Here is a 23,328-nt window from a genome sequence, read left to right on the forward strand (position 1 = left end):
GCTGCCGGGCGGAGTCTTGCACTCCGTTCTGATATGCGCTTTCATGACGTCGTGCAAGGAAGCCAGCCGACGACGGCGAACCATCACTCAGCAGCGACGCGAGTAGCGCTCTGGTCCCGGGACGGGGCCGGGCTGGCGCTCGTCCTGCCCGCCGACGCCCCGGCGGCGCTGTCGACGGCAGGCCCGTCCGCGGACACCGACACGGACGCCGCTCCCGTCGCCGAGACACCGACCCAGCCCCTGGTCGAGATCCTCGCGGTCGGGCACGGCCGGGCCAGCGGCAACACCCGCAACACCGCCACGGCGATCGGCGCACGGCTGCGGGTGCTGGGCCACGACGTGACGGAGGCCGACGGCTGGCGGACGGTCCGGGTCTTCCAGGGTGATGCCGACACCACGCTGCACGTCACCTCGCACCTCCGGGTGCGCGGGGACGGCACCTCGCTGCAGTCGTGGACGACCGTCCGGAACGACGGCTCGACACCTCTCGTGCTCCAGGCCGTGTCGTCGCTGGTGATCGGGCACCCGGTCGGTACAGCCCCCGTCGCGGACACGCTGTCGCTGGAGGGCCACGGCGAGTGGGTGGGCGAGAACCGCTGGGCCTGGACGAGGCTCTCGGACCAGGCAGGGCTCGTCGGGCTCGACCTGCCCGCGCACCAGCACCAGGACGCCCGCGGCTCCCGCAGCCTGGTCAGTACGGGCTCGTGGTCGTCCGGCCGGTACAACCCGGCGGGTGTCGTCCTGGCCGACGGCGGACCCGCGCTCGCCTGGCAGGTCGAGCACAACGGCGCGTGGCGCGCGGAGCTCGGCGTCCGCCTGGACGCGCGGGACTCCGAAGTGCTCGTGCTGGGCCTGTTCGGCCCGACCGACGACGACCACGCCTGGACCCGTGTGCTGCGGGCGGGCGAGTCGTTCGACACCGTCCCGGTATCCGTCGCGGCGTCGGCGGGCTGGCAGGAGTCGCTGGCCGAGCTGACGCGGCACCGCCGCGCGCTGCGCCGCAACCCGCGCCGTCCCGTCGTCGTCTTCAACGACTACATGAACACGCTCATGGGCGACCCGACGACCGCCAAGCTGCTGCCGCTCGTCGAAGCGGCGGGCCGGTCAGGGGCCGAGTACTTCTGCATAGACGCCGGCTGGTACGACGACGGCGGCGACTGGTGGGACTCCGTCGGCCTCTGGGAGCCCTCGGTCACGCGGTTCCCCGACGGTGGCCTGCGTCGCGTCGTCGACGCGATCCGCGCCGCCGGCATGGTGCCGGGGCTCTGGCTCGAGCCCGAGGTCATGGGCGTGCGCAGCCCGCTCGCGGAGCGGCTGCCGGACGAGGCGTTCCTGCAGCGCCACGGCGTCCGGATCACCGAGCACGGCAGGCACCTGCTGGACCTGCGGCACCGCGACGTCGTCAAGCACCTGGACGAGGTGGTCGACCGCCTGGTCGAGTGCTTCGGCGTCGGCTACCTCAAGCTCGACTACAACGTCACGCCGGGCGCGGGCACCGACCTGGAGGCCGACAGCCCGGGCGACGGCCTGCTCCAGCAGAACCGTGCGCACCTCGACTGGATCGACGGCGTGCTCGCCCGGCACCCCGACCTGGTGATCGAGAACTGTGCGTCCGGTGCCATGCGCTCGGACTACGCCCTGCTGTCCCGGCTCGACCTGCAGTCGACGTCGGACCAGCAGAACCCCCTGCTCTACCCGCCGATCGCCGCCGGCGCGCTGGTCGGCATCGTGCCGGAGCAGGCAGCGAACTGGGCCTACCCGCAGCCCGACATGACCGACGAGGAGATCGTCTTCACGCTCTCCACGGGGCTCGCGGGGCAGCTCTACCTCTCCGGCAGGCTGCACGACATGACGCCCGAGCAGGCGGCGCTCGTCGCCGACGGCGTGGACCTGGCGAAGCGGTGGACGTCCCAGCTGGTCGACGCCGTCCCGTTCTGGCCGCTCGGGCTGCCGGACTGGAACGCCCCGCTCGTGGCCTCCGGCCTGCGCGGCATCGACGAGTCGCTGGTCGTCGTCTGGTGGCGCGGGACAGAGGGCACCGAGCTCGAGCTCGACCTGCCCGCCGGAGCCGTCGACGTCGCCTACGGGCCGCCCACCGACGGGTGGCGCGTCGCCCGCGACGGGGACGGCCCCGTCCGTATCCAGATTCCCGCAGGCCCGCAGGCCCGCGTCCTGAGAGTCCGGCACGCCGGGCTCGTCTGACCACCGGGGCCGAACGGCCCCGCACGACCCGCAGTCGGTGATGACTGCGCACCTCCAAGGAGTCGATATGAAGAAGTATCTGACCGTCCCCGCCGCGACACTCGCCGTCGGCCTCCTCGTGGCCGGATGCAGCGACCCGACGGCCGGTCCGGGCGGGGCCGAACCGGGCGGCGCCACCGGGGCCGCGGAGTGGCCCGCGCAGGACACGGACCTGACCGGCACGACGCTCACCATCTGGGCCGCGCAGAACTCCAACACCGCGCCCGACGCCGTCATCGCCGGGTTCGAGGAGCTGACCGGTGCCGAGGTCGAGGTCGTCACGATCCCCGACCCGTACGAGCAGGGCGTGCAGACCAAGGTCGCCACGGGAGACAAGCCCGACCTGGCGTTCTGGCAGCCGACCGGCTCGATGCTCACCGCGCTCAACGCGCCGACCAACCTGCAGCCGCTCGACGGCGCACCGTGGGTCGACTCGTACGGCGAGGGGCTCGCCGACATCACCGGCATCCTGGACGACACCCGCTACGCGGCCCTCATCACGAGCCCCGCGGTGGAGGGCGTGTACTACAACAAGGAGGTCTTCGCGGAGCACGGGATCACCGAGACCCCCACCGACTGGGACAGCTTCCTCGAGACCGCCCGCACCCTGAGGTCCGAGGGCGAGACGCCGTTCTTCGAGATGGCCGCCGACCAGTGGGCCACGCAGTGGTGGGTGCAGGTCCAGCTCGCCGACGCCGCCGAGGACGGGCTGTGGGACCGCGTGAACACCGGCGAGGAGAAGTTCACCGACCCGACGATCCTCGGCGCCATCGAGACCTACAAGGGCCTGATCGACGAAGGCCTCTTCAACGAGGACATCAAGACCGCGACGTTCGAGGACCAGGCAGACGCCCTCCTCGCCGGCGACGCGGCGATGGCGGTCCAGGTCAACTCGTTCTTCGGCCAGCTCCAGGCCAAGGCGGACGCCGCGGAGCTCGACGAGAAGATCGGCTTCTTCCCGATCTCGCCCACCGGCAACGTCGGCACGTTCATCCCCGACCAGTCGAACGCCCTCGTCGCCTTCCGGACCGGTGACGCCGACCGCGAGGCGGCGGCGCGCCAGCTGCTGTCGTACTGGCTGGGCGACGGCTACGCCGACTTCGTGGCCGACCGCGACACGATCTCGCTGCAGGACGGCGTCCCGACGCCGGACTCGGTGCCGCAGGCGCTCCTCGACGCGCACGCGTCGCTCGGCGAGTCCGTCGGGTCCATGCAGGCGCTCGCCGTGGCGAACCCCGACCTGTACATCTACCTGGCCGACATGATCCAGGGCACGACCACGCCCGAAGAGGTCGCGCAGCAGACCCAGGACCAGTTCGCCCAGCTCGCCCGAGCCCAGGGCATCGAAGGCTTCTGACGCGGTGCGCACCAACGTCGGCCACCGCGCCAACCATCCGGCCGCCTTCCTCGTCCCGGCGTTCGCGATCCTCGGGGTGTTCTTCTTCCTGCCGACGATCTTCAACTTCGTCTACGCGCTCACCGACTGGTCGAGCTTCAAGAGCGAGATCGGCTTCGTCGGGCTGCAGAACTTCCAGGACCTCATCTCGAGCGGCACCCTGCTCTCGTCGCTGCGGATCACGCTGATCTATGCCGTGCTGGTGGCGATCTTCCAGAACCTCTTCGGGCTGCTGCTCGCACTGCTCCTGGAGCGGGACACGAGGATCAACCGGTTCGCCCGGGTCATGTTCTTCATCCCGGTCGTCATGTCCGCGCTCGCGGCCGGTTACGTGTTCCAGGCGATCCTCAAGCCGGACGGCGCCGCCAACGCCATCCTCAGCGCCCTGACCGGCCAGCCGGTCACGATCCCCTGGCTGGGGGACACCACGTGGACGCTGGTGGTGGTCGCGCTGATCCACTCCTGGAAGTGGATGGGCCTGTCGATGCTCATCTACCTCGCGGGCCTGAAGACGATCAGCGAGGACGTGCTCGAGGCCGCCCGGCTCGACGGCGCCTCCGCCTGGAGCGCCTTCCGGCACGTCCGGTTCCCGCTGCTCGCGCCCGCGCTGACCTTCAACGTCGCGACCGCGCTGCTGGGCTCGATGAACGGGTTCGACATCGTCCAGGCGACCACCGGCGGCGGGCCGGCCCGCACCACCGAGCTGCTCAACATCTTTGTCTTCCGCACGTTCGGACAGGGTCTGTTCGCCCAGGCCACGACCATGAGCCTCGTGCTCTTCCTCGTCGTCGTGGCCCTCGCGTTCCCCGTCATCCGGACCCTGCGCAAGCGAGAGGAAGTCCTGTGAGCGCCACACGGCACGTGAACAACAGGCACGGAGCCTGGCGGCGCGTCCAGCCGGTGGCGGCCCTCCTCGCCGTCGTCCTGCTGATCGGCATGCCGCTGTGGATAGTGGTCGTCACGGCGGGCAAGAGCCAGGGCGAGGCCCTCAACCCCGACCTGTCCCTGCCCACCACCTGGCAGTACGCCGAGAACTTCGCGGCGGTCTGGGAGGACGGCCGGGTGCCCGCCGCGTTCTTCGGGAGCCTGCTCGTCATGGTCCCGGCGGTCGTCGGGGTGCTCGCCCTCGGGTCCCTCGCCTCATGGGTGCTCGCCCGCCGTAGCTCGCGGCTCATGGCGGTGCTCTACGCGCTGGCGATCAGCGGCATCGTGCTGCCGCCCGCGGTCGTGACCGTCGTACTGCTGCTGCGCCAGCTCGGCCTCGCGGGCACGGCGATCGGGATGATCGGCGTCTACATGGGCATGTACCTGTCGACGGTCATCTTCTTCGTCACCGGGTTCATCCGGACGATCCCGGTAGAGCTCGAGGAGGCGGCACGGGTCGACGGCGCAGGCCCGCTGCGCGTGTTCGGCCGGATCATCCTGCCGCTGCTGGCGCCGGTGCTGTCGACGGCGACGATCCTGATCTGCCTGTACGTCTGGAACGACGTGTTCTACGCGTTCTTCGTGGTCGGCGGGCGGCTGGACACGCTGCCGCTGAACCTGTTCCAGGTCGCCAGCGCCGGGCTGTACCTGGAAAACTGGCACCTGATCTTCGCCTACGTCGTGCTGATGAGCCTTCCGCTGCTGGCGGTCTTCGTCGTCGCCCAGCGCAAGATCATCTCGGGGATCACGTCGGGCGCGGTGAAGTAGGCCGGTCGTTGGTCGAGCGTGCCGAGACCCTCACCGGGTCTCGACACGCTCGACCAACGGAAGGTGTGGCTCGACGACGGGCTGTCAGGCGTAGCCGGCCTTGACCACGAGGACCGGTGCGGGGGAGTCGAGCAGCACCCGCTGCGTCGTCGACCCGACGAGGAACTTTCCGACGGTCGAGTGCTTGCGCGAGCCGATCACCACGAGGTCGGCCGAGACCGCCTCGGCCTGGTCGACGATCGCGTCGGCGACGTCGGCGTGCTCGGCGCGGAACACTATCGGCGCGACGGTGACGCTGCCGGGCACGGTGTCGAGCAGGTGTGCGAGCGCCGCGGGGACCTTGGCCCCCACCTGCGGAGTCAGCACGAGAACGGCCAGCTCCTGCTCACGTCGCGTCGCCTCGGTGACGGCGGCGCGCATCGCGGCCTCACCCTGGGGTGACTCGTTGTACGCCACGAGGACGGTCATCGGTCCTTGCACCTCCGGACAGGTTCGCCGGGTGTCACCCCTGCTGGTGAAACTCTCTCACATGTCCAGGTCACTGGCAGTCGTCCGCTGCCACGTGATACGACGCCGGGCGGAGAGCCGGTCAGGGAGGTCAGCGAATCAGCGGAAGAGGTGCAGCGGCACCGCGTCCGCCATCGCCGCCATCCCGGCGTCGTTCGGGTGCAGATGGTCGCCGCTGTCGTACTCGGCGCGCAGCGCCGTGGGTTCTGCCGGGTCACGGACGGCGGCGTCGAAGTCGATCACGGCGTCGCACTCACCGCTGGTCCGGATCCACTCGTTGAGCGCGTGGCGCACTGCCTCGTTCCTCGGTGTGTCATACCCGGGCGTCCCGCCGAACGGCAGGATCGTGCCGCAGTAGACGGTCAGCCCGGCGGTGCGGCCGCGGGCGACGACCTGGCGGTGGCCGTCGATCAGCTGCTGCGCGGTGACCGCCTCGTCGGCCGGCGCTGAACGGCCGCCGGCCTGCCCGATGTCGTTGACGCCCAGCAGGGTGATCACGTATCTCGCGCCGGGCTGAGCAAGGACGTCGCGGTCGAAGCGCCGCAGCCCGGAATGGCCGAGGTAGGCGGCGAACGACTCGCGCTCCTTGTCGGCATCCGGGTTGGGGTGGAGCAGCCGGTTCCCGGAGATGCCCACGTTCAGCACCCCGCGGTCGGCGAGACGGGGCGCGTCCCGCAGCCGGTCGCCGAGCAGGTCCGGCCAGCGGTGGTTGGCGCCGACCCGGGTGGCCGCGCCGTCGGTGATGGAGTCGCCGAGCGTGACGACCGCCGCGGACCCGGCAGGGGCCGCGACGCTCACCCCGGACAGGAACAGCCACTGGTCCAGCTCACGGACCCGGTTCACCGAGGGTTCGGCGGTCACGTTGCCCTGGGCGACGGCATTCACCTGGAACGGGAAGTGGTGCACCGTGGTGACGGCCGTCGGCTCGGGCAGGTAGCTGCTCACGACCAGGTCGGCGTCGGGCGGGACCACCAGGTCCACGGGGTCGCTCACCAGCGGGGCGCCCGCGGGGACCGTCACCGACGTCGCGCCGCCGAACGTCACGGTGCGGTCGGTCGCCGGGTCGAGGTCGGTCCCGTCCGCGCCGTCGCGCAGCGCGACGTGCACCTCGCCCAGGACCAGGGTCTCCTCGCCGAACTCGTTGGTCAGGCGGAGCCGGACCTGGTCGCCGCCGATGCTGGTGTGCACCACCTGGCGCACCGTCACGTCCTCGAGGTGCTCGACGCCGGTCTCGGGCACCGCGGTCGGGGCCGTCGCCCAGGTGCCCACCCAGCTCGTCGCCGTGTCGGCCGGCGGCTGCGGCTGCTGCTCCTGTGGCTCGGCAGTGGGTCCGGCGGTCGGTTCGACGGTCGGTTCGACGGCGGTAGGGCCGGCGCTGGGCGGGGCGGCAGGCCCGGGCGCCCCGGCGTTCACGGACAGGATCCCGGCGGAGACCGCACCGCCGGCCAGGAGCGTGGCCCCCACCACCACTGCGACGAGGCGGCGGGACAAACGAGGGTCAGCAGACATCGTCGTCTCCCTGATCGCTCGCGCCGCGCCACCCGCAGCACACCCGTACGAAATTAGGCACGCCGGATACCGCTGGTCAAGACCTTCTTTCGTTCCCCGCGGCGCGCCGGACTTGTAGGGTCCGAGTGCTTGCAGCGTCCGGGCGAGCGTCCTGAACAGGAACGAAAGAGGAGCACGTCATGGGCCTGCTGGACAAGATCAAGGGCGAGCTGGTCGACATCGTCGAATGGCTCGACGACACGCGCGACACCATCGTGTGGCGGTTCCCCCGCTACGAGAACGAGATCAAGATGGGCGCGCGCCTCGTCGTGCGCGAGTCGCAGACCGCCGTCTTCGTCAACGAGGGCGTCATCGCCGACGTGTTCGTGCCAGGCACCTACACGCTCGAGACGCAGAACCTGCCGGTGCTCTCGACGCTGAAGGGCTGGAAGCACGGCTTCCACTCGCCGTTCAAGGCCGAGGTGTACTTCGTCAGCACCCGCCAGTTCACCGACATGAAGTGGGGCACCAAGAACCCCGTCATGATGCGGGACCCGGAGCTGGGCATGGTGCGCGTGCGGGCCTTCGGCGCGTTCTCGGTCCGTGTCGTCGACCCGTCCAAGCTGCTGCGCGAGCTGGTCGGCACCGACCCGCAGTTCCGCACCGACGAGGTGCACGAGTACCTGCGCCAGAACATGGTGAGCCACCTCGCGAGCGTGCTCGCCTCGTCCGGTATCCCCGTCATCGAGCTCGCCGCCCACCACGGTGACCTCGGCGACCAGCTCGCGGCCCGGCTCACCGACGAGCTTGCGGACCTCGGCATCGCCGTGCCCAAGTTCGTCATCGAGAACATCTCCCTGCCGCCGGAGGTCGAGGCGGCGCTCGACAAGCGCACCTCCATGGGCATCGTCTCGTCCGGGACGGTCGGCAGCATGGCCGCCTTCCAGCAGTTCCAGGCGGGTCAGGCGATGGAAGCCGCGGCCGAGGGCGGCGGCAGCGCCGGCGCGGTGATCGGCATGGGGCTCGGGCAGTCGGTGGGCAACGCGATAGTGCCGCCCACCCAGACCGCCCCGGCCCAGGCTGCACCGGCCGGCCCGCCGCCGATGCCCGGCTGGTACCTCGGCAACGGGGGCGCGCAGACCGGCCCGTTCGACGACGCCGCGCTCGCCGCCCAGGCCGCAGCCGGCACGCTGACGGCCGGCACGCTGATCTGGCGCGCGGGCATGGCCGGCTGGGAGCCGGCGTCGTCGGTGCCGGACGTGGCGAAGCACCTCGGCGCCACCCCGCCGCCCCTCCCGCAGGCCTGACGATGGCGGAGCTGACAGAGGGCGGCGTCACCGCGCACCGCTCCTACCCGTGCGAGCAGTGCGGGGCCAGCGTCGAGTTCGCCGCCGGGACCGGCGCGCTGACCTGCCCGTACTGCGGGCATGCCCAGCAGGTGACGCCGACCGGCGGCGAGGTGCGCGAGCACGACTTCGCGACCCTCGCCGCGATGCGGCGGCCCGCCGCGCCGGCCACCCACGAGTACAAGTGCGGCACGTGCGGGGCCATGACGACCAGCGACCACCTGTCGCAGAAGTGCGGGTTCTGCGGGTCGCCCATGGTCGCCGAGGTCGAGAGCCTCGGCCTGGTCGAGCCGGAGGCCGTGCTGCCCTTCGGGGTCGACCGGCCGGCCATGCAGGACGCGCTGCAGAAGTGGGTGCGCTCGCGGTGGTTCGCGCCGTCGGCCCTGAAGAAGGTGGTGTCCGCGGAGCAGGCGCACGGCGTCTACCTGCCGCACTGGACGTTCGACACGCAGACACGGTCGGACTACACCGGGCAGCGCGGCGAGCACTACTGGGTCACCGAGACGTACACGACCACCGACTCCGAGGGGCGCAGCCAGACCCAGACCCGGCAGGTGCAGAAGACGGCCTGGTACCCGGCGTCTGGCACGGTCGCGCGGGCCTTCGACGACGTGCTCGTCACGGGGACGCGGCGGGTCATGCCCGAGCACCTGGCCAAGCTGAGCCCGTGGCCGCTGGAGCAGGCGGCGGCGTACCAGCCGGACTACCTCGCGGGCTACGAGACCCTCCGGTACGACGTCGAGCCAGAGGCGGGGCTGGACGCGGCCAAGCGGGAGATGGCGCCCGTCATCGAGAACGACTGCGAGCGGGACATCGGCGGCGACGTCCAGCAGGTGCACCACGTGGCCACCAGCTACTTCGACGTGACGTACAAGCTCCTGCTGCTGCCGGTGTGGATCGCCACCTACCTGTACGGCGGCAAGCCGTTCCAGGTGCTGGTCAACGCGCGCACCGCCGAGGTGGTGGGCGAACGCCCGTGGTCGGCCTGGAAGATCACGTTCGCGGTCCTGGCCGGGCTGGCGCTGATCGCCGGGATCGTGTGGGCTGTGGTGGCGGCCCAGGACGACGGTGCCGCGACCGTCGTCTACTCGGGGCTCGCGCTGTTGGGTGATCCGGTCTCTCGTGAGAGCGTGGGATTTCACGCGGATCCAGGCAGCTGACACCGACGTCACGGAACCGCACGACCGGCTCGTCCGTTGGGTGACCGGCAGACGACGACCGCTAGGAGACCACACGATGCTGTGCCCCATCGACCAGACCACGCTCGTCATGTCCGAGCGCAAGGGGATCGAGATCGACTACTGCCCCACGTGCCGTGGCGTGTGGCTCGACCGTGGTGAGCTGGACAAGGTCATCGACCGCTCGGTCGAGACCGAGATCGCCGCGGAGAACCGGCCGGCCGCGCCGTCGGCCCCGCCGGCGCCGAACCCCGTGCAGGCGGGGCCCTACGGCTCGCCGCAGCCGGCCTACGACCCGCGCTACGACGACCGCCGGCGTGACGACCGTCGCTACGACAGCGACCGGGACCGCCGGTACGACGGCGACCGCCGGTACGACGGCGACCGGGACCGTGACCGCCGGTACGACGGCGACCGCAGGCACGACGACCCGCGCTACAAGAAGAAGCGCAAGGAGTCCCTCCTGGGGGAGCTCTTCGACTTCTGAGTGACGCGACGCGCGCCCCTACCCAGTGATTCGGCCCGGACCTCCCACGGTTCCGGGCCGAACCCCTGGGTAGGGGCGTCGTTGTCTTCCGGCTCGCCACTTGACCTCAGGTTTGGTTGAGGTCTTAGCGTCGTCGCCGACAGGGGCCAACGGGCCCGCTATCGGCGAGGGAGCTGTTGATGAGTGAGCTGGAGCTGGGGTCGCTGGGCCTGGTGCTGAACGTCGCGGACGACCGGGCGCACGTCGAGCAGGCCGCAGAGGCCGAGCGGCTGGGCTTCTCCGCGCTCTGGCTGTTCGGCGGGCAGCTCGAGCTCCTCGAACCGCTGGCCGACCTGCTCCGCGCGACGGAGAAGGTCGCGGTAGCTCCCGCGATCGTGTCGCTGGACGTCCACGGCGTCGACGACGTCGTCCGCCTCCTCAGGGCGCTCGACGAGGGCGAGGCGGAACGGCTGGTCGGTGGCTTCGGGGCGCCGCAGCGGGTGGCACGGCCGCTCGCCGGGCTGGGCGAGTTCCTGGACGAGCTCGACCACGCGGACGTGTCGCTGCCCGCGGCGCGGCGGCTGATCGCGGCCCTCGGTCCCCGCAAGCTGGAGCTCGCGCGGGACCGCGCGGCGGGCGCGATCACGATGCTGGTGACGCCCGGCTACACCGCATGGGCGCGCGAGGTGCTCGGACCGGACGCGACGCTCGTGGTGATCCAGCCGGTGGTGCTTGACGCCGACCTCGGCCGTGCCCGCCGGACCGTGCGCGGGCCGCTGGGCTTCCTGCTCTCCGTCGGCGGGTACGCGGCGAACATGCGCCGGATGGGCTTCGGCGACGACGACATCGCCGCCATGAGCGACGAGCTGGTCGACGCGATCGCGACCGTGGGTGATGCTGACGCGATTCTCGCCGCGGTGCGGGCACACCTCGATGCGGGCGCGGACCACGTGGCGCTGTCCGTGTTCTCTGAGGGCGACCAGCCGGGCGCGATCGAGGTAGCCCGCGCGGTTGCCGCCGCCTCCACCCTGCCGAGGTAGTCCTGCAGCGAGGTAGCCGGCCAGCGAGGTTGTCGTCCAGTACTCACGCGCGGGCCGCTGAGCGACTGCTTCGCTGGCTGACTACCTCGCTGCAGTTCCATCTCGCCGCAGTTCTCCCTCGGCGGCCTGGCCTCGGTGTCAGGGGGGTGTCAGGGTCGTCGGCGCACGTGTCAACGTTCCGTCAAGGGCACGGTCCGCCGGGCGCCGTCGGGCATAGACCTGAGACATGACCGATCTGGCCTTCATCCTCCTGACCGTGGCGTTCTTCGCCGTGGTGGCAGTGGTGGCGCGTCGCGCCACCGCGAACGAGTCGTCCGTCAGCCCTCTGGGGAGGCGGAAGTGAACCCGTTCGACGCCGTGGGCCTGGTGCTCACCCTCGCGGGCCTCGCGTACCTCTTCGTGGCGCTGATCCGCGCCGACCGGACGCGGTGACCGCCGTGAGCACCGAAGTCCTTGCTGCGGCGGCACAGATCCTCGTGCTGCTCGCCGCCCTCGCCGCGGTGCACGCGCCGCTCGGCGCGTACATGGCGCGCACCTACACCAGCCCCAGGCACCTGCGGATCGAGCGCCTCTGGTACCGCGCCGTCCGCGTGGACCCGGATGCCGAGCAGCGCTGGACGACCTACCTGATGTCCCTGCTGGGCTTCTCGCTCGTCTCGGTCCTCTTCCTGTACGGGATGCTGCGCCTGCAGGAGCACCTGCCGTGGAGCCTCGGCCTCGCAGGGTTCGACCCGGCGGGCGCGTGGAACACCGCCGTCAGCTTCACCACGAACACCAACTGGCAGTGGTACTCGGGCGAGGCGGCGGCGGGGCACCTGGTCCAGATGGCCGGGCTGGCCGTGCAGAACTTCGTCTCGGCGGCGGTCGGTATGGCGGTCGCGATCGCGCTGGTGCGCGGCTTCGCCCGGTCCGGGACCGACGCCCGCATCGGCAACTTCTGGAGCGACCTGACCCGCGGCGTGACCCGGATCCTGCTGCCGCTCTCCGTGCTGGCGGCGCTCGTCCTCATGGGCGCAGGTGTGATCCAGAACCTGGACCCGCACACCGCGCTCACCACTGTCGAGGGCGCCACGCAGCACGCGCTCGGCGGCCCGATCGCCTCCCAGGAGGCCATCAAGGAGCTCGGCACCAACGGCGGCGGCCCGTTCAACGCGAACTCCGCGCACCCGTTCGAGAACCCGACGCCGTTCACCAACGTCCTCGAGGTCTTCCTGCTGCTGCTCATCCCGTTCACGCTGCCGCGCACGTTCGGCATCATGGTCGGCGACAAGCGCCAGGGCTGGGCGATCCTCGGTGCCATGGGCGGGCTCTTCCTGGCGTCCCTGGTGCTCACCACCTGGGCGGAGATGGCAGGCCCCGGTGCGGCTCCGCAGGCGGCGGGCGCAGCCATGGAGGGCAAGGAGACCCGGTTCGGGCTCGCCGGAAGTGCCCTGTTCGCGGTCGCGACGACGGCGACGTCGACCGGCGCGGTGAACTCGATGCACGACTCGTTCACGGCGCCGGGTGGCGGCCTCGTGCTGTTCAACATGCTGCTGGGCGAGGTCGCACCGGGCGGCGCCGGCTCCGGCCTCTACGGGATGCTGATCCTGGCAGTGGTCGCCGTGTTCATCGCGGGCCTGATGGTCGGCCGTACACCCGAATACCTGGGCAAGAAGATCGGCCGCCAGGAGATGACCCTGGTCGCGCTGTACGTGCTGACGGTGCCCGCGCTGGTGCTGGTGGGGACGGCGGCCGCCGTCGTCGTCGAGCCGGGCCTCGCCGGTATCCAGGAGCCCGGCCCGCACGGCCTGTCCGAGGTGCTGTACGCGTACGCCTCGGCCGCGAACAACAACGGCTCGGCCTTCGGTGGCCTGACCACCGGCACCCCGTTCTACGAGGTGACGCAGGGTCTGGCGATGCTCGCCGGCCGGTTCGTCCCAATCGCCCTCGTGCTGGGGCTCGCCGGGCGCCTCGCGAGCCAGACGGCGGTCCCGGCGACGGCGGGCACCCTGCCGACGCACCGCCCGCTCTTCGTGGGCCTCGTGGCCACGGTGGCGATCGTCGTCGTGGGGCTCACGTTCATCCCTGTTCTTTCCCTCGGTCCCGTTGTGGAGTCCCTGTCATGACCATCGACACCCGGAACATCCCGGACGTCCCCACCCGCGAGCCCGCGACGGACGGCGGGAGCCGGCACTCGAAGCGCACGACGCCGCGTGCCTTGACCTGGGCGCAGGTGCGTGCCTCGTTCCCTGGCGCGCTGCGGAAGCTCGACCCGCGCGTCCTCTACACCTCGCCGGTCATGTTCGTCGTCGAGGTGGGCGCCCTCGTCACCACCGTGCTGGCGATCATCGAGCCGGGTGTCTTCGCCTGGTGGATCACCGTGTGGCTGTGGGCGACGGTGCTCTTCGCGACGCTTGCCGAGTCCATCGCCGAGTCCCGCGGCAAGGCGCAGGCTTCCACGCTGCGCGCCACCCAGAAGCAGACGACGGCGCGCAAGGTAGAGGCCCCGCAGGAAACCCTTGCTGCCACCCGCACCGGGCTGGACCTGCTGCCGACGGCCGAGGTCCCGTCCTCGACGCTGCAGGTGGGCGACGTCGTGGTGGTCGTGGCGGGCGAGACCATCCCGGGCGACGGGGACGTCATCGAGGGCGTCGCGTCGGTGGACGAGTCGGCGATCACCGGCGAGTCGGCACCGGTGATCCGCGAGTCCGGCGGCGACCGTTCGGCGGTCACGGGCGGCACGGTGGTGCTGTCCGACCGGATCGTCGTGCGCATCACGGCGCCCGCCGGGTCCACGTTCGTGGACCGGATGATCGCCCTGGTCGAGGGCAGCGAGCGCCAGAAGACGCCGAACGAGGTGGCGCTGAACATCCTGCTCACGTCGCTGACCATCGTGTTCCTGCTGGCGGTCGCCACGCTGCAGCCGTTCGCCGTGTACTCGGGCTCGCGGCAGTCGCTGCTGGTCCTGGTGGCGCTGCTGGTCTGCCTGATCCCGACGACGATCGGCGCGCTGCTCAGCGCGATCGGCATCGCGGGGATGGACCGGCTGGTGCAGCGCAACGTGCTGGCGATGTCGGGCCGTGCGGTCGAGGCGGCGGGCGACGTCGACGTCCTGCTGCTCGACAAGACGGGCACCATCACCTACGGCAACCGGCGGGCCACGGAGGTGCTGCCGGTAGGCGGCGTGACGCCGCAGGAGCTGGCGGCAGCGGCTCGGCTGGCCTCGTTGGCCGACGAGACCCCGGAGGGGCGCAGCATCGTCGAGCTGGTGGACGGGACGTGCGGTGCGGGCGACGAGCTGCCGGCGGACGCCGAGCTGGTGCCGTTCACGGCGCAGACGCGGATGTCGGGGGTGGACCTGCCGGCGTCGGTGGTCTCGACGAGCTCGACCAACGGCGTCGTCCGCATCCGGAAGGGGGCCGGCGGCGCGATCCAGCGGTGGGTGCGGAGCACCGGCGCGCAGGTCCCGGAGCAGGAGACCGCGGAGCTGGAGGGGCATGTCGACGACGTCTCGCGCGCGGGCGGCACACCGCTCGTCGTCGCGGAACAGGTGGGCGAGGGGCCCGCGCGGGTGCTCGGCGTCGTCCGCCTGAAGGACGTGGTCAAGGAGGGCATGCGCGAGCGGTTCGACGAGCTGCGCGCCATGGGCATCCGGTCCGTCATGGTCACGGGAGACAACCAGGTGACCGCGCGGGCGATCGCGGAGGAGGCCGGTGTGGACGACGTGCTGGCCGAGGCCACCCCCGAGGACAAGCTCGAGCTGATCCGCCGCGAGCAGGAGGGCGGCAGGCTGGTCGCGATGGCCGGGGACGGCACGAACGACGCCCCGGCGCTCGCCCAGTCCGACGTCGGCGTCGCGATGAACACCGGGACGTCCGCCGCGAAGGAGGCGGGCAACATGGTGGACCTCGACTCCGACCCCACCAAGCTCATCGAGATCGTGGAGATCGGCAAGCAGCTGCTGATCACGCGCGGGGCGCTGACCACGTTCTCCGTGGCGAACGACGTCGCGAAGTACTTCGCGATCCTGCCCGCCATGTTCGTGACCGTGTTCCCGCAGCTCGGGGTGCTGAACATCATGCGGCTGGAGAGCTCCGGCTCGGCGATCCTGTCGGCCGTCATCTTCAACGCGCTGATCATCCTCGCGCTGATCCCCCTGTCGCTGCGCGGTGTGCGGTACCGGCCGGCGTCGGCGTCGTCGCTGCTGACGCGGAACCTACTGGTCTACGGCCTCGGCGGGCTGGTGGCCCCGTTCATCGGGATCAAGCTCATCGACATGGTCGTCTCGCTGCTCCCGGGCCTGTAGCCCGGCCTTCGTATCAGCTCGAAAAAGGAACTCACATGGCATCGACCACAGTGGCGAGCGACCTCGCGACGCTGACCCGGCACTCGCTGGCCGGGCTGCGCATGCTGCTCGTCCTCACTCTCGTCACCGGGCTCGTCTACCCGCTCGCGATGACCGCCGTCGGGCAGGTGGCCTTCCCCTGGCAGGCGAACGGCTCGCTCGTCCAGGCCGACGGCGCCCGCACCACCTCACGTTCCGACGCCGTCGGCTCGGCGCTCGTCGCCCAGGGCTTCACGGGCCCCGAGTACTTCCACCCCCGCCCGTCCGCGGCGGGGGACGGGTACGACACCCTCGCCTCGGGAGGGTCCAACCTGGGCCCGCTCAACCCCGACCTGGTCGCGACGATCGACGAGCGCAAGGCCGCGGTGGCAGCCCTGGAGGGTGTGGCCCCGGTGGACGTCCCGGCCGACGCCGTCACGGCGTCCGGCTCCGGCCTGGACCCGCAGATCAGTCCTGCGTACGCGGCGATCCAGGTGGCCCGCGTCGCCAAGGCGCGCGACCTCCCCGTGGCCGACGTCGAGCACGCGGTGGCCCAGCACACCGCAGGCCGCGACCTGGGCGTCCTGGGTGACCCGCGCGTGAACGTGCTGGCGCTCAATCTCGCCCTCGATGACGCAAACTGAGGCCATGACCACCGGACGCCGGGGCCGCCTCACCGTCTATCTGGGGGCGGCCCCGGGCGTAGGGAAGACCTACGCCATGCTCGACGAGGCGCACCGCCGTCGCGCACGGGGCACCGACGTCGTGATCGGTCTCGTGGAGACGCACGGCCGGACCGCGACGGTCGAACGGATCGGCGACCTGGAGATGCTTCCGCGGCGGCTCGTCGAGCACCGGGGCACGACGCTCACCGAGCTCGACGTCCCGGCCGTGGTGGAGCGGTCACCCGAGGTGGTGCTGGTGGACGAGCTCGCGCACACCAACGCCCCCGGCTCGGAGCATCCCAAGCGCTGGCAGGACGTGCACGACCTGCTGGACGCCGGCATCGACGTGGTCACAACGGTCAACGTGCAGCACCTCGCCTCCCTGACGGACGACGTCGAGGCCATCACCGGCGTCCGGCAGCGCGAGACGGTGCCGGACAAGGTGGTGCGCGAGGCCGACCAGATCCAGCTCGTGGACCTCTCGCCCGAACAGCTGCGGCGTCGGCTCGCGCACGGCAACGTCTACCGCGCGGACCAGATCGACGCGTCCATGTCGTCGTTCTTCCGCGTCGGCAACCTGACGGCGCTGCGCGAGCTCGCCCTGCTCTGGCTCGCCGACCGGGTGGACGACGCCCTGACCAGGTACCGCGCCGACCACGCGATCGGCGGCACCTGGCCCGCCCGCGAGCGCATAGTCGTTGCCGTCACCGGGGGCCCGGAGACGGAGACGCTCCTGCGCCGGGCGGCCCGGATCGCCCAGCGGGCGGCGGGTACCGAGCTGCTGGCGGTGCACGTGCTGCCGACCGACGGCCTGCCGTCGACGCCGTCGGCCACCATCGCGGCGCACCGTGCGCTCGCCGAGTCGCTCGGCGGCGTGTTCCACACGGTGGTGGGGGAGGACGTGCCGAGTGCCGTCGTGGACTTCGCGCGCGGGGTCAACGCGACGATGATCGTGGTGGGCGTCTCCCGGCACAGCGTGTGGCGGCAGGCCCTGCTCGGGTCCTCCGGCGCGGAGATCGCACGCCTCTCGGGCGCCATCGACGTGCACCTGGTGACGCACGAACGGGCACACGTCGGGACGGGCGTCGGGTCCCGCTACTCGTCGCTGTCCCCGAGGCGCCGGGCGGCGGGCTGGGGATCGGCCCTGGTGCTGCCGGCGGCCCTGACGGCGGTGCTGCTGCTGATCGGCCGGGACGACGTCGCTCTCGCGACGGACGCCATGCTCCTCCTCGCGGGGGTCGTCGGCGTGGCCCTGATCGGCGGGCTGTGGCCGGCGGTCGTGGCAGCGGTCGTGTCGAACCTGTGCCTGAACTGGTTCTTCGCGGCGCCGGTGGGCAGGCTGACGATCGCCGAGGGGGAGAACGTGCTGGCGCTCGCCGTGTTCGTGGTGGTCGCCGTCGCGGTCGCGTCGGTGGTCGACCTCGCGGCGCGGCGCACCACCCAGGCCTACCGGGCGCGGGCGGAGGCATCGACGCTCGCGGCGCTTTCGCGTTCCGTGCTGTCGGGTCAGGACACGGCGCAGGCGATAGTGGAACGCCTCGCGCAGACGTTCGCGATGGCCGAGGTGCGGCTCGAGGAACGCGCCGACGACCGCGCGCCGTGGGCGGTGGTGGCCCACGAGAGGTGGGCCACCACCGAGGCGGGTCCGGTCGGGTCCGGCGGGTCCGGCAGGTCCGGTGCCACGGACGACGGGCCCGTCACCGAGGTGGCGATCGACGACAGGCACCGGCTCCTGCTGGCCGGCCGCGTCCTCCCGGCGAGCGACCGGCAGGTCGTCGAGGCGTTCGGCGCGCAGGCCGGGATCGTGCTGGAACACCGGCGGCTGCGGGAGCAGGCGGCCCAGGCGGAGGTGCTGGAGCGGACGGAGAGCACCCGCACGGCGCTGCTCGCCGCCGTCTCGCACGACCTGCGCACCCCGCTCGCGGTGATCCGCACGGCGGTGGACGGCCTCGCCTCGCCCGACGTCGAGCTCGACCGCGAGGACCGCGACATCCTCACCGCCACCATCGCGGACTCGACCTACCGGCTGGAGCGGCTCATCGGCAACCTCCTGGACCTGTCGCGGCTGCAGACCGGCGCCGTCCGCCCGGTGCTGCGCGCCGCGTCCCTGGAGGAGGTGGTGCCGATCGCCGTCGAGCCGTGGCTCTCCGACCTCGCGCTCGACGTGCCCGAGGACCTCCCGCTCGTGCACACGGACCCGGGCCTGTTCGAGCGGGTGGTGGCGAACGTGGTCTCCAACGCGGTGCGGCACTCCCCGCCCGGTGCGAAGGTGCTGTTCACTGCCTCGGCGACGCGCGCGGCGGTGGAGCTGCGGATCGCCGACACCGGGCCCGGCGTGCCCGACGACCGCAAGGCCACCATGTTCGAGCCCTTCCAGCGGCTCGACGACACGAGCGTCAACGGTCTCGGCCTCGGGCTGGCGGTCGCGTCGGGGCTCGCGGACGCCGTCGGCGCCCGGATCGCGGCGGAGGACACACCCGGCGGAGGCCTGACGATGGTGCTCACCGTGCCGCGCGAACCGGCGCCGGATTCTGGTCGGGATGATGGGATGGTCCCGTGACGGGGGAGCCGGACGGCGGGGGAGAGCGGGCGGTGACGGGCAACCGCGTCCTCGTGGTGGACGACGACGGCGCGCTCGCCCGCGCCCTGGCCATCAACCTGCGGGCGCACGGCTGGGACGTGACGGTCGCGCCGACGGGTGCTGCGGGGCTGGACGCTGCGGCGTCCGCCCGGCCGGACGTGGTGCTGCTCGACCTCGGGCTGCCCGACATGCCGGGCCTCGACGTGATCGCGGGGATCCGCGGCTGGACGCGGGTGCCGATAGTGGTGCTGTCCGCGCGGCAGCTCGGCGACGACAAGGTGGACGCCCTCGACGCCGGCGCCGACGACTACGTGACCAAGCCGTTCGCGATGAACGAGCTGCTCGCGCGGCTGCGCGCCGCCGTCCGCCGGGCGGAGCCCGCTCATCCGGAGGAGCCGGTGGTCGTCGCGGGCGAGCTGCGGATCGACCTGGCGCGGCGGCAGGTCTCGCGCGGCGGGGCCGACGTGCGGCTGAGCCCGACCGAGTGGGCGCTGCTGGAGGTGCTGGTGCGCAACCGCGGCCGGCTCGTGGACCGCAAGCTGCTGCTGCACGAGGTCTGGGGCCCTGCGTACTCGACCGAGACCAACTACCTACGCGTCTACACGGCGCAGCTGCGGCGCAAGCTGGAGAAGGACCCGTCGCACCCGCGCCACATCCTCACGCACCCGGGGGCGGGCTACCGGTTCGAGGAGTGAGCCGGTCGTCCGGCCCGTTCGGTCCCTTGCACCCAGAGCCTCCGTGACTTCGGTCGCTTGCCCTGAGATCGGTCGTTTGACTGACCGATCTCAGGGCAACCGACCGAACTGAGATCAGCGGCCGTGCCACCGACCGAAGTCGCGAGGCGGCCAGGGCCGGCCGCGGTCTCTCTCAGTGATCGCGAGTGTCGTCCAGCGACTCGACCAGCCCGGTGAGCGCCCGCTCGAAGGCCTCCCGGTCGCCCGCCGGCACAGCACCGAGCAGGTCGTCCTCCATCTCACGGATCTCGGTCCTGCACCGTTCGAGGACCCGCCGGCCCTCGACGGTCAGGGAGACCACCCGGTTGCGCCGGTCCGCGGGGTCCGGTTCCCGGGTGACGAGGCCGAGCTCCGCCAGCCGGTCGAGGTTGCCGATCAGCCGCGTCTTGTCGCGCCCTGCGGCAGCCGCCAGCTGGGCCTGGGTCGGGGCGGCCTGCTCCGTCAGCGCGCTGAGGACCGCGTAGTCCCACATCCGCAGACCGGCGCGTTCGAGGATCGGCTCCTCGCGGGCGATCGCCACCCGCATCAGCCGGGACAGCAGGTAGCCAAGCTCGGGTCGCTCCACCTGGCGATCCTAACCACCTTCTTACGATCTACCATGGTGTATCGTCTACGTATGCTTACCTATTCGGAGATGCTCACCCTCCACGACAAAGCCCTCGCCGACACCACTGCCCTGGTCGACCGGGCGGCCCGCGGCGACCTCGGGATCGCCACACCGTGCGTCGGCTGGGACCTCGCGGACCTGCTGTCGCACATGATCGGCCAGAACCTCGGCTTCGCGGCCGCGGTCACGACCGGCGACGCGGACGAGGCCGCCTATGCGGGACCGGACGTCACCCCGGCGAACGCCGTCGCCCAGTGGGACGCGTCCGCCGAGGCCCTGCGGGCCGCGTTCGGGCCGGCTGACGAGACCGCGGTCGTCCACCTCGCCGAGTTCGACATCCAGGTGACCCCTGCGGTAGCGCTCAGCATGCAGCTCCTGGACGCCGCGGTCCACGCCTGGGACGTCGCCACGGCGCTCGGCGACACCTACCGGCCGGACGACGCCGTCACCGCGCTCGTCCTCGACTTCGCCCGGCAGATCGCGAGCCGGCCCGGCGGATCGCCCGGCGTCTTCGGCGAGCCGCTGGCCGAGACCGGCGTCGATCCCTGGCTCGACGCCCTGCGCCTCCTGGGCCGGGACCCGCAGGCGGTCGGAGCCTGACCGATCCTGGCGGCCGGCTGAGTCCGAGACGACCCCTACCGCGTCGGACCGGTGCGCATCCCCAGCACGACGCCGACCACGACGACCGCGACACCCAGCCACACCATCAACCCGGGCACGGGGCCGCCGAGCAGGACACCGCCCACGGCCGACGCCACGGGCACGACGCCGGTGAACAGCCCGGCCCGCCCCGGCCCGATCCGCCCGACCGCCGTGTACCAGAGCAGGAACGCCACGACGGTGACGCCCAGGGCGAGGTGCAGCACCGCGGGAACGTGCTCGGCCCGCAGGGAACCGACAGCGCCCGGTCCCTCCGTCGTCAGGCTGAGCGCCCACAGCGCCACCGCCGCGATCCACACCGCGTGGAGCGACACGCCGTGCGGCCCGAGCCGGCGCAGCACCGGGATCGCCAGCAGGGTGAACCCCGCCTCGCAGACCAGGGTCAGCAGCGCGTAGCCCAGTCCAGCGGCGTCGGTGCGCCCGCCACCGGTCACCAGGACGGCGCCCAGGGTCACCACTATCGCGGCGGCCACCACCATCGGCGTCGGCCGGGTCTGACCGAGCAGCGGCCCCACCAGCGCCAGCAGGATGGGCACCGCCGCGACGGCGACCCCGATCACCGCGGGCTCGGCATTCGCGACGCCGCGCACGACACCCACGTTGAACAGCACCAGCCCGGTCAGTGCCACACCCGCGAGCCACGCCCATTCCCGGCCACGCGGTACCGGGACGGAGCGTCCGGTGAACCGGAGGACGAGGAACAGCACCAGAGCGGCCAGCGTGTACCGGAGTGCCTGCACCGCGAACAGCGGAGCGTCGGCGAGCACCCCCGAGACCGCCACCTGGCTGCCGACCAGGGCCATCCCGATACCCGCGTACAGCGGCCCGGACCACTGCCTCACCTGCGGGCGGGTGTGGTGCTCGGGGCCGGAGTCGGTGGGGGTGGGCTCCGCGGCCCGCAAGCCTGGTGGCGTCGTGGTCGTCATGTCTGCGAGCCTGCTCGTACCTTGGTATATCCGACAGTGCCAAACCTGCAACGATCGAGAGGACCAAGATGCCCGGGGCGGACTTCCTCCAGCTCGATCCCGCGCAGGCCGGCCGCGGGAGCTTGGCCGCGTGGCTGGTCGAGACGGTGCGGGACGCCGTGTCCGACGGCCGGCTTTCTCCGGGCGACCGGCTGCCCGCGACTCGCGTTCTCGCCGACCAGCTCGGCTGCTCACGCGGCGTGGTGGTCGACGCCTACCGCCGCCTCACGGACGAGGGTCTGCTCTCCGGCAGGCACGGGGGCGGTACGACGGTCCGTGCGGCCTGGGCCCCGCCGTCGGCCCTCGCCGGGACGATGCCGCCGGACCTGACCGGCCCCGCTGCCTCGGCAACCGACCTGATCGACCTGTCGCCAGGCCTGCCCGACCTCTCGGCGTTCCCCCGCGCCGCCTGGGCCCGCGCGGAACGCGCGGCACTGTCCGGGCTGACGTCGAGCGAGCTCGGCTACGGAGACCCGCGCGGCCTGCCCGCCCTCCGCACGGCGCTGGCCGGCTGGCTCGCGCGCACCAGGGGGCTCCGCGCGCACCCCGACGACATCCTCGTGGTCAACGGCGTCTCGCAGGGCCTCACCTTGCTCGCCCGGACGCTCGGTGCGCGCGGGCTGCGCCGGATCGGGTTCGAGGACCCGGGATCCTTCGGCGCCCGCGAGCACCTCCGGCGGTGGGACCTGGAACCCGTTCCGATCCCCGTCGACCAGGACGGGCTGGAGGTCGCGGCGCTCGGCAGGACAGGCGTGGACGCGGTGGTGGTCACCCCTGCGCACCAGTTCCCCACCGGGGTGGTGCTCGCCCCGGACCGACGCCGGGAGCTGGTCGCCTGGGCGCGCGCCGCACCGCCGTCGGGCACCGGTGGCCTTCCCGGCCGGCTGGTCATCGAGGACGACTACGACGCCGAGCACCGCTACGACCGCCCGCCCGTGCCCGCGCTGCGCGCGCTCGCGCCCGACCATGTGGTCCACCTCGGCAGCGTGTCCAAGTCGCTCGCCCCGGCGATCCGGATCGGCTGGCTGCTCGCACCCGTCGCACTCCAGGCCGAGCTGGTCGAGGCCCGTTACTGGTCCGACCTCGCCGGTCCGGCGCTGTCCCAGCTCGCGCTCGCCCACTTCATCACCACCGGCGCCTTCGAACGGCACCTCCGCCAGGTCCGACGACGGCACCGTGCCCGCCGCGACGCCCTGCTCGCGGCGCTCGCGACCCATCTGCCCGACGGCACCGCCCACGGTGTGGCCGCCGGCCTGCACCTACTCGTGACGGTGCCGGGTATCGACGACGCCGCAGTCGTCCGGCGTGCGGGCGAGGTCGGGGTTCGCGTGCAGCCCCTCTCGGCGCACCGGCTGGGCCATGGGCCATCAGGCCTGGTGATCGGCTATGCCGCGAGCACCCCCGACCAGCTTCACGAGGCGGTACGTCGGATCGCACAGGCTCTCAAGTGATCAAGAGC

The 23,328-nt window shown here is 72.1% G+C and carries 20 protein-coding genes; 16 read left to right on the forward strand and 4 right to left on the reverse strand.

The features are described from left to right. Positions 1-51: 51 nt before the first annotated feature. The 4 genes from AB0I32_RS10130 (at position 52) to AB0I32_RS10145 (ending at position 5,329) form a co-directional block, all read left to right on the forward strand. Positions 52-2,202 carry a glycoside hydrolase family 36 protein gene (locus AB0I32_RS10130; RefSeq protein ID WP_357505422.1) on the forward strand — a complete coding sequence of 717 codons (2,151 nt, stop codon included), beginning with the start codon at positions 52-54 and terminating at the stop codon, positions 2,200-2,202. A 67-nt stretch (positions 2,203-2,269) separates the two neighbouring features. Continuing rightward, positions 2,270-3,598, forward strand: a complete 1,329-nt coding sequence (locus AB0I32_RS10135; protein ID WP_357505424.1) for a carbohydrate ABC transporter substrate-binding protein — start codon at positions 2,270-2,272, stop codon at positions 3,596-3,598. Between the two features lie 4 nt (positions 3,599-3,602). Then, the gene (locus tag AB0I32_RS10140) at positions 3,603-4,484 is read left to right on the forward strand and encodes a sugar ABC transporter permease (RefSeq protein WP_357505426.1); all 882 of its coding nucleotides are present in this window, start codon (positions 3,603-3,605) and stop codon (positions 4,482-4,484) included. Continuing rightward, entirely contained in the window at positions 4,481-5,329 is an 849-nt protein-coding gene (locus AB0I32_RS10145) for a carbohydrate ABC transporter permease (protein WP_357505428.1), read from the forward strand. Before AB0I32_RS10140 ends, AB0I32_RS10145 begins: the two co-directional genes overlap by 4 nt. 84 nt (positions 5,330-5,413) lie before the next feature. On the opposite strand, the gene AB0I32_RS10150 is transcribed toward AB0I32_RS10145, so the two are convergent. Together AB0I32_RS10150 and AB0I32_RS10155 are read right to left on the reverse strand one after the other, a co-directional pair. After that, positions 5,414-5,797: a universal stress protein gene (locus tag AB0I32_RS10150; RefSeq protein ID WP_357505430.1), complete on the reverse strand. Its 384-nt coding sequence runs from the start codon at positions 5,795-5,797 to the stop codon at positions 5,414-5,416. 138 nt (positions 5,798-5,935) lie between these two features. Then, positions 5,936-7,345, reverse strand: coding sequence for an SGNH/GDSL hydrolase family protein (locus tag AB0I32_RS10155; protein ID WP_357505432.1), 1,410 nt, complete (start codon positions 7,343-7,345; stop codon positions 5,936-5,938). Positions 7,346-7,524: 179 nt separating this feature from the next. Here AB0I32_RS10155 and AB0I32_RS10160 point away from each other — a divergent pair, with 179 nt between their 5' ends. The 10 genes from AB0I32_RS10160 (at position 7,525) to AB0I32_RS10205 (ending at position 19,598) form a co-directional block, all read left to right on the forward strand. Next, positions 7,525-8,631, forward strand: coding sequence for an SPFH domain-containing protein (locus tag AB0I32_RS10160; RefSeq protein WP_357505434.1), 1,107 nt, complete (start codon positions 7,525-7,527; stop codon positions 8,629-8,631). Between the two features lie 2 nt (positions 8,632-8,633). Further along, complete coding sequence (locus AB0I32_RS10165; protein WP_357505436.1) at positions 8,634-9,830, forward strand: hypothetical protein; 1,197 nt, start codon at positions 8,634-8,636, stop codon at positions 9,828-9,830. 76 nt (positions 9,831-9,906) lie between these two features. Continuing rightward, positions 9,907-10,335: a zf-TFIIB domain-containing protein gene (locus AB0I32_RS10170; RefSeq protein ID WP_357505438.1), complete on the forward strand. Its 429-nt coding sequence runs from the start codon at positions 9,907-9,909 to the stop codon at positions 10,333-10,335. Positions 10,336-10,514: 179 nt separating this feature from the next. After that, positions 10,515-11,354 carry a TIGR03620 family F420-dependent LLM class oxidoreductase gene (locus AB0I32_RS10175; protein ID WP_357505440.1) on the forward strand — a complete coding sequence of 280 codons (840 nt, stop codon included), beginning with the start codon at positions 10,515-10,517 and terminating at the stop codon, positions 11,352-11,354. Positions 11,355-11,693: 339 nt separating this feature from the next. Next, entirely contained in the window at positions 11,694-11,786 is a 93-nt protein-coding gene (locus AB0I32_RS10180; protein WP_116673876.1) for a potassium-transporting ATPase subunit F, read from the forward strand. A gap of 5 nt (positions 11,787-11,791) precedes the next feature. After that, on the forward strand, positions 11,792-13,459 hold the full coding sequence (gene kdpA, locus AB0I32_RS10185) for a potassium-transporting ATPase subunit KdpA (protein WP_357505442.1): 1,668 nt from the start codon (positions 11,792-11,794) through the stop codon (positions 13,457-13,459). Next, positions 13,456-15,639: a potassium-transporting ATPase subunit KdpB gene (gene kdpB / locus AB0I32_RS10190; protein ID WP_357505444.1), complete on the forward strand. Its 2,184-nt coding sequence runs from the start codon at positions 13,456-13,458 to the stop codon at positions 15,637-15,639. The genes kdpA and kdpB overlap by 4 nt, the downstream gene beginning before the upstream one ends. A gap of 35 nt (positions 15,640-15,674) precedes the next feature. Then, a complete protein-coding gene (gene kdpC, locus AB0I32_RS10195; RefSeq protein ID WP_357505446.1) occupies positions 15,675-16,301 on the forward strand; it encodes a K(+)-transporting ATPase subunit C in 627 nt (208 codons plus the stop codon). Between the two features lie 4 nt (positions 16,302-16,305). Next, positions 16,306-18,882 (forward strand): DUF4118 domain-containing protein, encoded by a 2,577-nt coding sequence (locus AB0I32_RS10200; protein WP_357505448.1) that lies wholly within the window; start codon positions 16,306-16,308, stop codon positions 18,880-18,882. Further along, the gene (locus AB0I32_RS10205) at positions 18,879-19,598 is read left to right on the forward strand and encodes a response regulator transcription factor (protein WP_357505450.1); all 720 of its coding nucleotides are present in this window, start codon (positions 18,879-18,881) and stop codon (positions 19,596-19,598) included. Before AB0I32_RS10200 ends, AB0I32_RS10205 begins: the two co-directional genes overlap by 4 nt. Before the next feature lie 172 nt (positions 19,599-19,770). On the opposite strand, the gene AB0I32_RS10210 is transcribed toward AB0I32_RS10205, so the two are convergent. Continuing rightward, entirely contained in the window at positions 19,771-20,202 is a 432-nt protein-coding gene (locus tag AB0I32_RS10210; protein WP_357505452.1) for a MarR family transcriptional regulator, read from the reverse strand. 51 nt (positions 20,203-20,253) lie between these two features. On the opposite strand from AB0I32_RS10210, the gene AB0I32_RS10215 reads away from it, so the two are divergent. Continuing rightward, on the forward strand, positions 20,254-20,844 hold the full coding sequence (locus AB0I32_RS10215) for a TIGR03086 family metal-binding protein (RefSeq protein ID WP_357505454.1): 591 nt from the start codon (positions 20,254-20,256) through the stop codon (positions 20,842-20,844). Between the two features lie 35 nt (positions 20,845-20,879). Here the strand turns inward: AB0I32_RS10215 and AB0I32_RS10220 are convergent, their stop codons facing one another. Next, positions 20,880-21,830, reverse strand: a complete 951-nt coding sequence (locus tag AB0I32_RS10220; RefSeq protein ID WP_357505456.1) for a DMT family transporter — start codon at positions 21,828-21,830, stop codon at positions 20,880-20,882. A gap of 68 nt (positions 21,831-21,898) precedes the next feature. On the opposite strand from AB0I32_RS10220, the gene AB0I32_RS10225 reads away from it, so the two are divergent. Next, the gene (locus tag AB0I32_RS10225; RefSeq protein ID WP_357505458.1) at positions 21,899-23,320 is read left to right on the forward strand and encodes a PLP-dependent aminotransferase family protein; all 1,422 of its coding nucleotides are present in this window, start codon (positions 21,899-21,901) and stop codon (positions 23,318-23,320) included. Positions 23,321-23,328: the final 8 nt, after the last annotated feature.

Origin of the sequence: Promicromonospora sp. NPDC050249 (assembly GCF_040656015.1) — a bacterium.
GTDB lineage: Bacteria > Actinomycetota > Actinomycetes > Actinomycetales > Cellulomonadaceae > Promicromonospora.